This window comes from Gammaproteobacteria bacterium (ex Lamellibrachia satsuma) (assembly GCA_019623805.1).
In the GTDB taxonomy this organism is placed as follows: Bacteria; Pseudomonadota; Gammaproteobacteria; order Chromatiales; family Chromatiaceae; genus QGON01.
In genome coordinates this window covers 2,597,778-2,611,236 of the sequence record CP053680.1, presented here as the reverse complement: position 1 = coordinate 2,611,236, position 13,459 = coordinate 2,597,778, and the positions used below count along the sequence as shown (strand labels likewise).

Below are 13,459 nucleotides of genomic sequence, written 5' to 3'. Positions count from 1 at the left end.
TTCAAGCGGCGTCCTCATTCTCTGATTCTGTCTGTTCGCCCTGGTTGAGTAGCTTGTCCACATCCAGGAGCATGATCATCTTGTCGCCGGCATCCGCCAGGCCGGAGATATAATCGGTTGCAATGCCGCCGCCGAATTCCGGTGTGTTGCGGATGCGGTCTTTCTGGGTACTGAGGACATCGGAGACCTCATCCACCACCACGCCCATATTGCGCTCACCTCTATCACTCTTTACCCGCAGCACGATGACCACCGTATTTTTACTGTAGGGACGCACCTCCATCCCCAATCGCTGCCGCATGTCGAAGATCGGCACAATGGAGCCACGCATATTGACCACGCCCTTTACATATCCCGGCGAGTTGGGGATCCGGGTGGCCGTTTCCCATCCGCGAATCTCCTGCACCCGCAGGATATCGACACCGTAATCCTCATCACCGAGTCGGAAGGTCAGGTACTCATCGCCCTGGTTCTCCAGTGCCGCTACAATCTTTGCTTGAGGTTCATTCATCTCAATATCTCTCTATCAGGCAGTCTGTTTCGCTGCGCTGTCCGCTCCGGTCTCGGCCGCCAGACGCAGCAGGCCGGGGATATCCAGGATCAGGGCCACCGAACCATCACCTAGGATGGTCGCGCCGGAGATACCGTCCACACGCTGGTAGTTGGCCTCCAGAGATTTGATCACCACCTGCTGCTGTCCAAGCAGGTCATCCACGAAGAGGCCACAGTGACGGCCATCACCTTCCACAACCACCAACAGCCCCTCTTCCAAACTTGAGGCCTTGGGATTTTCGATACCGAAAAGTTCATGCAGGCGCAGGATAGGCAGAAACTCGTCCCGCAGTTTGAAGGTCTCACCCTTGCCCGCCACTCGGTTGATCTGATCTGCCTTCACCTGGATCGATTCGATAATGGAGACCAGGGGCACGATGTAGGTCTCATCCGCCACGGTCACTGTCTGGCCATCGAGAATAGCCAGCGTCAGCGGCAGACGGATGATTATCGCCGAACCCTTACCGGGATCGGACTCAATCTCGATGCCACCCCCCAGCTCATTGATGTTCTTACGCACCACATCCATGCCGACACCACGACCAGAGACATCACTCACCACATCGGCGGTGGAGAAGCCTGCTGCAAAGATCAGTTCATATATCTGCTGGTCGGAGAGGTTGTGATCTTCATCGATGATCCCTTTTTCGAGTGCCTTCTCTTCGATCTTGTCACGATTCAGGCCCTGGCCATCGTCGCGAATCTCGATGACGATATTGCCCCCTTTATGGGAGGCGCTGAGATTGATTGTCCCGGTCTCCGGCTTACCTGCTGCAAGCCGCTCTTCGGGCATCTCAATGCCGTGATCGAGGCTGTTACGCACCAGATGGACCAGCGGATCACCGATCTTTTCGATCACTGTCTTGTCCACCTCGGTGTTCTCGCCGGTCATCTTCAGTTCAATCTTCTTGCCAAGCTTGCTGCTCAAGTCATGCACCAAGCGGGGAAAGCGGCTGAAGGTGAAGCTGATGGGCAACATGCGCACCTGCATCACACTCTCCTGCAATTCACGGGTGTGACGCTCAAGCTGTGCCAGACCGTCATTGAGACGTTCCAGCCTGTCCATTTCGAAATCCTCACCCAGCATGCTCAGCATCGACTGGGTGATGACCAGTTCGCCGACCATATTAATAAGGGCGTCGATCTTGGAGATTTCGACACGAATGGAACCGCCGCCACTACTGCCGCCAGACTGACGACGATCGTTGGTGCGGCGATCCTTACTGGAACGACGATCTTTCTTACTGCGTCGCTCCACCGGTGGTGGCGCAGCCTGTACGGCCGGCGCCTCCGGTTCACTGACTGCAGGCACCACTGCCGCAGAAACCATTGCCACCTCAGGTTCACCTTCAGGCAGTAACGGCATAATAATCAATTCGCAATCATCCTCGACCCAGTCGAAGATATCGTCGATTGCCTGTTTCTCCACATCACCGTGAAGATGCAGATCCCATGAGAGATAGCTGTCTTCAGGCTCATAGCTGGAGAGCGCCGGCAGGGCGCTGATATCACCTTCGGACTTGAGATCACCCAGTTCCGCCAGTTCACGAATGATGCGTAACGGATCGTTTCCGGTACGCAGCATATGGGGAAGCGGTCGGAATACGATATGCCAGCCGATTGGCCTGACCTCGACGCCCCCAACCGGCTGTGCCGCTGCACCGACATCTGTCGCAACCTCTCCGGGCTTGCCGTTGAGGATCTGTTCCAGTTCAGACTTCTGCTCCTGAACCCTCTCCTCATCCACTTCACCGTCATCACTGGTGGCGGCCAACATGTCACGCAGCACATCCACTGACCGAAGCAATGCATCAACAGCCTCGGGGGTAACCGGACGGCGGCCATCCCGCATCTCGTCCAGCAGCGTTTCCATGATATGGGTGAAACTGGAGATATCGTTGAATCCGAAGGTGCCGCTGCCTCCCTTGATGGAATGAGCGGCACGGAAGATCGAGTTGATCTCCTCATCATCAACGGTTCCCGGATCCATATTAAGCAACCCGGACTCCATGATATCGAGGCCTTCAAAACTCTCTTCGAAGAAGACCTGATGGAATTGCGCCATGTCTATCGACATGAAAACACCCTCCTCTTGTTGACAGTGATTACAGGCACGAACGCTTAGCCCAATACCTTCTTAACTGTCGCAAGCAACTGATCCGGATTGAAAGGCTTGACGATCCAACCCGTCGCCCCCGCCATCTTTCCCTGTTGTTTTTTATCGTTTCCTGACTCGGTGGTCAGCATCAAAAGAGGCGTAAATTTGAAAGCCGGCAGGCCTCTAAGCTCCTTGATCAGGCTGATTCCATCCATGTTAGGCATGTTGACGTCAGTAATAACGAGATTGAAGCTCTGACCTTTGGCTTTGCTCAAGGCATCGATACCATCGACCGCTTCAACAACATCAAATCCTGCACCTTTCAAGGTAAAGGACACCATCTGGCGCATGGAGGCCGAATCATCAACTGCAAGAATGCTTGCCATGCTGTTTCTCCTGGAATAGGCATAATAATTTTCCGGGTTACCTTGAATTACCTTTTTTCCGGCAATTTAGGACAGAAATCCGTCCCGGCAACACCTTGGGTTCATGCAGGCTATCGGCCCTGGAAAGCCTTTCTTTAGGGGGGATGTTGAAAAGTTTTTCAGCAATCGGTGGTTAAAAAGGGGTTTTGGGGGGATTGTGTTTCTGTGGGAGTCGGGTTGGGGAGTGTTTCCTGGTGTTTTGGGTGGTTTTGTGTCGCTATGCGACGCTTTTGTTTTACGGGGCTTCCGCGCCCCTACGGCAGTTTACTTTTCTTTCGGGAAAAGTAACCAAAACCATTGCTCCACCACGCCACCCTATCGGGTGCGAGCATCGCAGCGGCCCGTAGGGCATGACAGTCGGGCGTGCTTTCTTTTGTTCAGCACATCCGTGTGCTTCCCCCCTTCGGGGCTTACGCGATAATTTGCTCCAAGCAAATTATTGGTTACTTTTCTTTTCACGAAAAAGAAAAGTAACTCGCCCAGCAGGGCGAAAAACGCGCTGTCAGGAAAAGAGGAAAATAACGACCGTGGAAAGAAAGCTCAGTTAGAAAAAACGTCGCATAGCGACACAAAACCACCCAAAACACCAGGAAACACTCATACCTCCCGGTCGGAAAACTCCTGCGCAATCCGGTGAAACTCATCCTGCAAGTGTTCAAACGCATCCACCGCCGCTGGATCAAAATGGGCACCACGCTCCTGCAGGATGATTTCCACCGCAGACTCATGGGAATATGGCGCTTTATATATCCGGCGGCTGATCAGCGCATCGTAGACATCCGCCAGCGCCATCAGGCGTCCAGCCACCGGAATATTATCCCCTCGCAACCCTGCGGGATAACCACTGCCGTCCCAATGTTCATGATGTGTCAGCGCAATCTCTCTGGCCACCCGCAGAAAACTGGAACTGCCCAACTCCTCTTCGGCCCGTAACAGGGCATCATAGCCATACTGAGGATGACGTTTCATCTCGTCCCACTCATCGGGATCGAGTGAGGCGGGCTTGAGCAGAATCCGGTCCGGCACACCGACTTTACCGATATCGTGCAACGGCGCCGACTTGAACAGCAGATCGATGGTCGCGTCATTGAGGTGTGCCCGAAACCTGGGATGGTCCTTGAGATATTCTGAAAGCAGTCGTATGTAGTGCTGGGTACGGCGGATGTGGTTGCCTGTTTCGTTGTCCCGTGTCTCCGCCAGGGAGGCCATGCAGAAGATGGCGACATCCTGGGTTCGGGAGATCTCCATGGTGCGTTCGCGAATCCGCTGTTCCAGCACCTGGTTTTGATTCTCCAGCACATGACGCGCTTGAGCGAGTGCCAGATGGGTCTTGACCCTTGAACGCACGATCGGCGGACTCATAGGCTTGGTGATGTAATCCACAGCGCCCAGCTCAAACCCCCGGATCTCGTCATCCACCTCACCTTTTACGGTAAGAAAGACCACTGGGATGTTGGCCGTTCGCTCGTCAGCCTTGAGGTGGTGGCATACCTCGTAACCATCCATCTGCGGCATGAGCACATCGAGCAAAATAAGATCGGGGGGGGTGGCGCTGCCAGCCCGTTTCAGCGCCTGCTCACCATCTTTGGCAATCGAGAGCCGATACTCTCCATTCAACAGGTTTACCAGCACATCAAGGTAGAAACTCTCGTCGTCAACGATCAGAATTCTGGGCTTTGACTCATTCACTCTACTCGCTCTCTATGTAAAGGGATCTCTAACCATCCTGCGATCTGGTTTAAGGTAACCAGTGCCTCCTCGAACTCATAATCATCGATCTGCCCGCGCAGTGAATCGATCTGCCTCGCTATCTCCGGCTCTGTGCGGGCAAAGGCTGTCATTGGCTGCAACAACAGACCCGCTTCCGAATCCCCCTCTTGCAGCAGACGTAACATTTTTCGCAGTATACCCCCTATCTCCAAAATGGAAATAGATTCCTTTTCCTGCCCGACCTCCATCTCCTGCTCCGTCTTCTTCCACTGACTCACGCAAGAAGCCAGCCCCTCAAAGACCATATTGGCGGACTCACACAACTGTTCAATGAGTAGTGATTGATCCTGTATGTCATCCTGTCGGACCGCCTCCTCCAGCTTCCTTGCCGCCTCCTGCAACGCTTTGGCGCCGATATTGCCTGCAACCCCCTGAAGGGTATGGGCGTAGCGTCGGGAAGAGACTGTGTCCCCAGCCTCCAGATAGTCAGTCAATACTCTGCAGCATCCCTGGTACTTGCGCTGAAAATCTCCCAGCAGTTTGATATATAAAACACGATTTCCGCCTACCCGTTGCAGCCCCCACGCCAGCCCGATACCCGGCAGCTGCTCAGGCAGGGTGATACCCTCGTCAGCACCGTCAGAGAACATTTTCTGTTGCCGTTGAACCTCATCATCGAGCCATCGCTTCAGCATCGCAAACAGCGCTTCCGGGTCGATCGGCTTAGACAGATAGTCATCCATGCCAGCCGCCAGACAACGTTCGCGATCCCCAACCATGGCATGGGCGGTCATGGCAATGATCGGTAATTTCTCGAACTCCGACTTTGCACGGATGGCACTGGTCGCCTCATACCCATCCATCACAGGCATCTGCACATCCATAAAAACCAAATCGAAATCCGTCTCCTGCACCTGCTGAACAGCAACCGCGCCATCCTCGGCAATCACCACCAGCAGTCCAAAACTCTCCAGCAAGTCCCTCGCCACCTGCTGGTTGATGCTGTTGTCTTCCACCAACAGCACCTTGCCTTTGAGTCGTTTGACCTCAGATGCAATAGAAGATCTGACGCGCAGTCCCCCCCGTTTATTGCGAAATGCCGACACAATGGTGTCGAAAAACGTGGAAGGATTGATGGGTTTGATCAGCACACCATCGAAGCCGATCATTTCCGCCTGCTGCAGCACATCTTCCCGCCCAAAGGCGGTAATCAGGATAAAACGCGGCTGCTCTATCAACTCCAGATGATTTTTTATATGGCGCGTCGCATCGATGCCATTGATTTCCGGCATTCGCCAATCCATCACCACGAGATCGTATGGGAGCGGCTCCGGCAACTCCCGTGCACCGGCTTCCAGCAGTGCCTCATAGGCCGCCGCTGCCGATCCCACGACATCCACCTTAAATGAGAACGAAGCCATCATCTCCCGCAAAATACTCTGCGCCGCAGGGTTGTCATCAACCAGCAAAACCCGCATGTTGCGCAGATCCGGATCTGGTTCAAATATTCGGCTCGATACCCCCTCCTGGCGGCCAAAATCGAGTACAAACTCAAATCGGCTACCGGCATCCACCTTGCTCTCGACAGAGATCTCGCCTCCCATCAGACCAACAAGCTGCCGGCAGATGCTCAACCCCAGTCCGGTGCCTCCATGCTCCCGTGTGGTTGAACTGTCCGCCTGCACAAAGGCATCGAACAGATGCGGGATCCGTTCCTCTTCGATACCTATACCCGTATCGGTAACGGAGAATCTCAGCCGCAGATGTTTGCGGTGCTGTTTTACCAGCTCCACGCCGACAATCACCTCTCCCTGACGGGTGAACTTGATTGCGTTTTGCACCAGATTCACCAGAATCTGTCCCAATCGCAGCGGATCTCCAATAAGGGCGCTGGGCGCTGTGACATCCCTTTTGAAGAGTATCTCCAGCCCCTTCTCTTCGGCTTTCATATTGACCATGCCGGCAAGATTCTCCAGCACATCGTCCAGATTGAAGTTGGTCTCTTCGATATCCAGTTTGCCCGCCTCGATCTTGGAGAAATCGAGGATGTCGTTGATGATGCCGAGCAGATTGTGGGCGGAAAAACGTATCTTCTCCACATAGTCGAACTGTTTTGCCGTGAGGTCGGTCTGCAGGGTCAAATGGCTCATGCCGATGATGGCATTCATGGGGGTGCGGATCTCGTGGCTCATGTTGGCGAGAAAATCACTCTTGAACCGGCTTGCCACTTCGGCCTGTTTTTTTGCCTCAGCCAACTCTCGCTCCATCTTCACCCGCTCAGTGAGATTGACCAGGATGCCGAGGTTGGCAATCCCGTCGCCAAAACGAATAGGTATGGCCGAGAGCAGCCCTTCTATGATGTGACCCTTATCTGTACGGAAACGCAGATTCCGCCCCAGGATACTGCCCTGTTCCCTGATCTCCGCGATCACTGAATCCCGATCTGCAGCATGCAGATAGAACTCGGCCATGTTACGGCCCACCAGGCTGCTGCCATCCGTTTGAATCTCAGCAGAAGAGTGGGGATTGGCGATCAGGATCCTGCCCTTGAAATCACTGACCACAATCGCCAGGGGAATGGTATTGAGGATCGTTTTTAACTGCTCTTCGCTACGCTGTAATATTCGCTGCCGTCTTCGTGCCTGAAACAGCCAGAGCAGGGCAAACGCAAGCATCACGACAGCAACAGCAATCACTTTCCACAACAGCGTATAGTCAACCTGCATCTCATAACGAATGGAAAGCCATTTCTGCCGGATTGCCGTACGCTCCTCCGGCGTCAGACTATCCAGCACCTTCTGCAGAATCGGCACCAGTTCCGGCCAATCCTTGCGCACGCCGATACTGAGCGCGTAATCGTAGGGCGTCGGAGCCGCTACCTTGATGTTGCTCAGTCCTTCACGATTGATGATAAAACTGCCCACCGCCAGGTTGCCGACATAGGCATCGACCTGCCCCAGAGAGAGGCCTTCCAGGCCCGCCTGGGTATTTTCCACGAATACCAGTTGTAGCTGCGGATAATCCCGTTCGAGATACTCCTGGGTCACATAACCCCGTTCCACTGCAACTCGCTTTCCCACCAAGTCTTCCAACCCCCCGATGAAAGGCGCCCGCTCACGGACGAATATGACAAAGGGAAAATCAAGATAGGATTCGGTGAAATTCAGATACTCCCGACGAGCCTCTGTCTCCACAAGGGCGGGGAGCAGATCGATTTCATGGCGTTTTGCCCCTTCCAGCACTTGAGACCAGTTCAATCCGGGGGAGACCGAAATATCCAGACCGAGGCTCTCGCCAATTATTTTCATGTAATCCGCTGTGACGCCTTGATGTTGACCTTTGGCATCCATCATTTCAATCGGCGGCCAGGCCGGATCAATGCCGAGGCGAATCTTGGAATGTTCGTCCAGCCACTGTTTTTCACGCCGAGTCAGATTCAACTGCCGTGCAGGGACTTTGGCTTCTGCCTTCACCCCCAGCCACTTCTGCATGATCCGCTGCTGTTCATCAACATCGATGGAAACTAACGCCTTGTCGAGAATCACCACCAACGGCGCCCATTCAGATTCCCGATGGACAGCAAAGCGTTGCGGCGCAGGACCCAACCCCGGATCCCCGGAAAACCTCAGGTTACTCAACTGCTCCTGCCGTATCAGCCACTGGGCGACGGAGCGGTTACCCACATAGGCATCCGCATCTCCCCAGGAAACGGCCTTGAGGGCATCCGCCGTGGATTTGAACAGTTTCAGGGTGATACCAGGATGCTGTTTCTGCAACTGCCTCATAGTTGAGAAACCATCCTCCACCGCCACAGTTTGCCCTTTCAGACCCTCTTTGTTTTTTATCCCTTCCGTATCACTGCGGGTCACTATCGCCTTGAGTACAGTGAAAAAAGGTTGGGTAAACAGCAGGTCCGCAGCTCGTTCATCGGTCCTGACCACAGATGCAGCCACCTTGAGTTCACCCTGACGAACACGATTCAGCATCTGTTTGAAGGTGGGTCCGGGGGAGACCCTGAACTCGACATTAACGATGGTGCCAATACGTTTCAGGTACTCTGCTGCGATACCACTATGAATACCATTCCTGTCCATAAAATCGATAGGTGGCCAGTTGCCATCAACACCGATATCGATTACGGGATGACGAGCCAACCAGTCCTGCTCATCCTTGGTCAAATCAAGTTTCACCGATTGATCCGCTGCAGGGTCGGTGACACCAAACCAGCGCTGACTAATGGCGGCGCGGTCCTCAATCTTCAGTTCATCGAGGTAGCGGTTGACCGACTCCAGCTGAGCCACATCACCTTTCGCCACCGCCGCCTTGTAGGCGCGGGTATAGAGAGGCTGACGCAGTCTGCCGAACATTTCCGGCGAATCAATTTTCTTCAGATAGCGCTGCAGGTAGCTCGGCTGAGTAACGAAAGCCTGGACACGCTGTTCAAGCGCCGCCTTGAAAAGATCCTGATAGCCGTCGTAGAGATCCAGTGTCAGCGCGGGATAGTGTTCCCGCAGATATTGTTCGTGAAAGCTGCCCCGGGTCACCCCAACCGGGAGTCCCTTCAGGTCATCCATACTCTGCAGGTGGCCCAGAACCGAATGGTAAAATAAGTAATAGGGACTGCTGAGAATCGGCGTGGAAAAATCCATCCGTTCAGCCCGCTTGCCACTCTCGAACAGACCGGCGAGCACATCAACCTGGCCGGAGACCAACATCTCCTGCGTGGCTTTATTGTAACCACCGACAAAACGCAGGGGTACGCCCGACTCGGCGGACCAGAGACGCCAGAGGTCAATGAGCGCGCCATCAGCCTCGCCCCGCTCATTACGGAACTGCACCGGCGCACTATCCAGCCGGTAGCCAATTCTCAACGCTTGGGAATGATCCGTCTCAGCCAATAGCGAGAGGGGACTCAACAGCAGTAATCCGAGTACCAACCCAATCCATGGACGCATCCTGGCGATCCTCCCGTCAATTTTGGTTCTCATCGATACATTGCTATTTTATTTGGAAACCACCCGGCCTGATTCAATACCGATATATCTCGGGTAGAATAGCACCATACCGAAATTATCTTCGTCATTCGACAACTGAAAATGACCCGATTCCTACTGTTGCTCATAACCCTCCTGCCCTACCCTGGTTTGGTCTTTTCCCTGACGCTGCCTCTGCCCGAAAACGGCGATGACATCGTGGGCGAGGTGATCGAAGTGGAGGCCAAGTATGAAGATACCTTGTCCGATATCGCCCGAAATTATGACCTTGGCTTCCGGCAAATCAGGATTGCCAACCCGAAGGTCGACCCCTGGCTACCGAAAGAGGGGAGCCAAATCCTGGTTCCGCAGCAATATATCCTGCCCCCCGGGCCACGTAACGGCGTAGTCATTAACCTGGCTGAGATGCGGCTCTACTACTATCCAGAAGCGCGGAATGAGGTGATGACATTCCCTCTGGGCATAGGTCGCGAGGGTTGGAACACACCGACAGGCGACACCCGCATCATCAGGAAAAAGAAGGACCCGGCGTGGGTGGTGCCGGAATCGATACTCCAGGAACATGAAGAAAAGGGCGATCCGCTGCCATCGGTCGTCCCTCCCGGTCCGGACAACCCCCTCGGCGGTTACGCCCTCTACCTTGGCATGCCCGGTTATCTCCTGCACGGCACCAATAAACCCTACGGCGTGGGCCTGCGAGTCAGCCACGGCTGCATAAGGCTCTACCCTGAAGATATATCCAACTTTTTCTCCGAAGTTCCCAAAGACACACCGGTACGCATTATCAACCAGCCTTACAAGGCGGGCTGGTTGAATGGCAAACTGTTCTTACAGGTCTATCCGCCCCTAAGTGAAGAGCTTGGGGAAAAGGGGCAAAACTTCACCGGCCTGGTCGCCGCCATGCTCAACAAACTCGGTCAGGATTCAAGAAAGCCGGATTGGAACACGCTGCAGGAGATTGGGGGGCAGCAAAATGGCATTCCCAAAGAGCTCACTCTCTGGGAGTATTAATAAAAAAACCCGGTCTGGATCACTCCAGCCGGGTCTTTCACTCTGAAACCCTGCGGCTCCAGAGAAGCGGTCCGAAAACGAACTGCTTACTTGGCCATTGCGTCGGCCATGCCCTTCTCTGACATGCGACTGCAACGCTCGTTGCACTCTTTCGCAGCAGCGGTGGCGTCGTCGGCCTTGCTCATAGCAGCATCAGCAGAACCTTGGGCAGAAGCGGCATCGAGCTCCGCAGCACGGGCAGCCTTCATAGCAGCGTCGGCAGTCTCCTGTGCCTTGGCAGCAGCATCACGTGCCGACTGAACGTCTGCAGTAGTGGCGCAACCAGCAACCAGGCCCAGAGTCAGAACCAGAGCAGCAGCTTTCATCATCGTGGTGGTTTTCTTCATTCTCTTGATCTCTCGTTTCCGTGGAATAATCTTTATGACAAGGTTTACAGCCTGAGCTTGGGCTATTTTCTCTCTAAATTCAATGGGGAATCCCTAAATTTGGGCAATTTACCCGTTGATAACCATCAAATGGATTCCTTATCGCCACCAATGCCCGACCAGGGTGCAGAAACGGCGCCCCGCAGCGAAACTCACGACCTGATCGTGGAGGGGCGCTGGTGAGTCTGAATGGCTTGGTATCAACGCACCTGCGCCTCACCGATGCCTCGAGGATCGCTCGCTGCCGACACCTCGCCACTGCGGCGGTTCCAGTAGACCGCTTGCATATTCCCATAGGACGAATCCAGGGGTTTCAGGGAGTGGCCCATCGCAGACAGCTTGGTACGTACCTCGTCCTCCAGCGCCCCGTGTTCGAACTGCACCTGATCCGGCAGATACTGGTGGTGAAAACGCGGCCGATTCACCCACGCCTGCGGCCCCTTTCCATCGGCAAGCTCCAAAACTCCCAGCAGCAGCATGGTGATGATGCGACTCCCGCCCGGCGTACCGAGTATCGCCACCCCCTCCTCACTTGCAACAAAAGTGGGGGACATACTGGAGAGCATTCGCTTACCCGGTGCGATGGCATTCGCTTCACCACCCACCAGCCCGTAAACATTGGGTATCCCTGGCCTGGCGGAAAAATCATCCATCTCATCATTGAGCAGCACACCGGTTCCCGGCGGGACAAAACCGGAGCCAAAAGGATAGTTGATACTCAAGGTCGCCGAAACCCGGTTGCCCTCCCGGTCGAGAATAGAGAAATGCGTGGTGTCCCGGCCTTCAGCGGAACCGCCGGTGTTGCCGACGCTGGGAGTCGCCCGGTCACGCTGGATGTCCCGCGCCAGCCCGGCCGCATACCAGGGGTGGATCAAGGCCGCGACAGGGACGTCCACATAATCGGGGTCGCCCATATAGTCGGCACGGTCACGGTAGGCGCGGCGCATCGCCTCAATGATGAGATGGATTCGGGTTGCCTCATCCGCTGATTCCAGCCCCAATCCCTGCAACATGTTCAGCATGCTTACCAGCACGATACCGCCGGAAGAGGGGAGAGCGGCACTGGTGATCTTCAATCCCCGATATTCGCCACGAACCGGCTCCCGCTCAATAACCTGGTACTCCTGCAAATCCTTCAGGGTCCAGATCCCGCCGGCCTGCCTGATGCCCTCCACCAGCCGGGATGCCACTTCGCCCTGATAAAAACCCTCCCTTCCCTTCTCAGCCAGCGCGGCCAACGTCCGGGACAGATCGGGCTGACGCAGCAAGGCGTCTACAGCGGGTAATTCACCGGCATTGAGGAAGATGCCTTTGGCATCCCCGCCCTGGCGTAACGCCTTAAGCCGCCACCCCGCCATGCGCAGATAAAAGTCATCCACCCGAAAACCATCGCGCGCCAACCGAACCGCCGGAGCCAGAGTGGTTTTGAGGGGTAAGCGGCCGTACTTTTCAGCGATATGAACCAGCGCTGCAGGCTCACCCGGGATACCGGCCGCCAGAGGGCCGTTGATGGAGATGCCCGGCTTCACCTTGCCGGACTCATCGAGATAGAGATCACGATGAGCCGCAAGCGGTGCCCGCTCACGTCCATCCACCATGACCTCGAAGCCGTCGCTGGCCCGATGCAGCAGCCAAAAGCCACCACCACCAATACCGGAGCTGTAGGGTTCTACCACCGCCAGCACAGCGCTCACCGCCACGGCGGCATCGAAGGCGTTGCCACCGGCATCGAGTATGCGGTGTCCCGCCTCTGTGGCCAATGGATGGGCGCTGGCGATGGCCGCAGCAGAGGGTTTCCCTCCTGCTGCGGCAACACTGGACAGGGAGAGAATAAAACAGAAAAAAAGGCTCCAAAATAGAACCTTCAAGTGTCTGTTCAGCAGTCTAGTGCTCCTTCAATGTGATAATTGCGGGTTCAGTGAGCACTACTCTTCCTCACCGGTAATCTTCAGGTACTTGGCGTGGAGCTCTTCCTGGCTTTCTACGTGCTCTGGATCGATGGGAATACAGTCTACCGGACAGACCTCGACGCACTGAGAGGTGTCGTAATGCCCGACACACTCGGTGCAGAGATCGGGGTCGATCTCATAGATCTCGTCACCCTGAGTGATCGCGCCATTGGGGCACTCGGGTTCGCAAACATCACAGTTGATACACTCATCGGTAATGATCAACGCCATTCTATTTCTCCTGGCCGTTAATTAAAATGAAATGGATTCTAGCGAGTTCGCTTCTGAAAAACAC

General features: G+C 55.0%; 9 protein-coding genes. 1 reads left to right on the top strand and 8 read right to left on the bottom strand.

The features are described from left to right. Position 1: 1 nt before the first annotated feature. The 5 genes from HPY30_11390 to HPY30_11370 all read right to left on the bottom strand — a co-directional run bounded on the left by HPY30_11390 (position 2) and on the right by HPY30_11370 (position 9,773). Complete coding sequence (locus HPY30_11390; GenBank protein QYZ66537.1) at positions 2 to 511, bottom strand: chemotaxis protein CheW; 510 nt, start codon at positions 509 to 511, stop codon at positions 2 to 4. Between the two features lie 15 nt (positions 512 to 526). Beyond that, on the bottom strand, positions 527 to 2,629 hold the full coding sequence (locus tag HPY30_11385) for a chemotaxis protein CheA (GenBank protein ID QYZ66536.1): 2,103 nt from the start codon (positions 2,627 to 2,629) through the stop codon (positions 527 to 529). Between the two features lie 44 nt (positions 2,630 to 2,673). Then, complete coding sequence (locus HPY30_11380) at positions 2,674 to 3,036, bottom strand: response regulator (protein ID QYZ66535.1); 363 nt, start codon at positions 3,034 to 3,036, stop codon at positions 2,674 to 2,676. Between the two features lie 636 nt (positions 3,037 to 3,672). Beyond that, complete coding sequence (locus HPY30_11375) at positions 3,673 to 4,737, bottom strand: two-component system response regulator (GenBank protein QYZ68015.1); 1,065 nt, start codon at positions 4,735 to 4,737, stop codon at positions 3,673 to 3,675. Positions 4,738 to 4,760: 23 nt separating this feature from the next. Further along, positions 4,761 to 9,773: a transporter substrate-binding domain-containing protein gene (locus tag HPY30_11370; GenBank protein ID QYZ66534.1), complete on the bottom strand. Its 5,013-nt coding sequence runs from the start codon at positions 9,771 to 9,773 to the stop codon at positions 4,761 to 4,763. 108 nt (positions 9,774 to 9,881) lie between these two features. On the opposite strand from HPY30_11370, the gene HPY30_11365 reads away from it, so the two are divergent. Next, entirely contained in the window at positions 9,882 to 10,790 is a 909-nt protein-coding gene (locus HPY30_11365; GenBank protein ID QYZ66533.1) for a L,D-transpeptidase family protein, read from the top strand. Positions 10,791 to 10,876: 86 nt separating this feature from the next. Here the strand turns inward: HPY30_11365 and HPY30_11360 are convergent, their stop codons facing one another. The 3 genes from HPY30_11360 to HPY30_11350 form a co-directional block, all read right to left on the bottom strand. Continuing rightward, positions 10,877 to 11,176, bottom strand: coding sequence for a gamma-glutamyltranspeptidase (locus HPY30_11360; protein ID QYZ66532.1), 300 nt, complete (start codon positions 11,174 to 11,176; stop codon positions 10,877 to 10,879). A gap of 239 nt (positions 11,177 to 11,415) precedes the next feature. Continuing rightward, positions 11,416 to 13,083: a gamma-glutamyltransferase gene (gene ggt / locus HPY30_11355; GenBank protein ID QYZ66531.1), complete on the bottom strand. Its 1,668-nt coding sequence runs from the start codon at positions 13,081 to 13,083 to the stop codon at positions 11,416 to 11,418. A gap of 57 nt (positions 13,084 to 13,140) precedes the next feature. After that, positions 13,141 to 13,395, bottom strand: a complete 255-nt coding sequence (locus HPY30_11350; GenBank protein ID QYZ66530.1) for a YfhL family 4Fe-4S dicluster ferredoxin — start codon at positions 13,393 to 13,395, stop codon at positions 13,141 to 13,143. Positions 13,396 to 13,459: the final 64 nt, after the last annotated feature.

Coding starts and splice junctions, on each gene's coding strand:
- HPY30_11390 (QYZ66537.1), bottom strand. CDS start 511: ATGAATGAACCTCAAGCAAAGATTGTAGCGGCACTGGAGAACCAGGGC.
- HPY30_11385 (QYZ66536.1), bottom strand. CDS start 2,629: ATGTCGATAGACATGGCGCAATTCCATCAGGTCTTCTTCGAAGAGAGT.
- HPY30_11380 (QYZ66535.1), bottom strand. CDS start 3,036: ATGGCAAGCATTCTTGCAGTTGATGATTCGGCCTCCATGCGCCAGATG.
- HPY30_11370 (QYZ66534.1), bottom strand. CDS start 9,773: ATGAGAACCAAAATTGACGGGAGGATCGCCAGGATGCGTCCATGGATT.
- HPY30_11365 (QYZ66533.1), top strand. CDS start 9,882: ATGACCCGATTCCTACTGTTGCTCATAACCCTCCTGCCCTACCCTGGT.
- HPY30_11360 (QYZ66532.1), bottom strand. CDS start 11,176: ATGAAGAAAACCACCACGATGATGAAAGCTGCTGCTCTGGTTCTGACT.
- HPY30_11350 (QYZ66530.1), bottom strand. CDS start 13,395: ATGGCGTTGATCATTACCGATGAGTGTATCAACTGTGATGTTTGCGAA.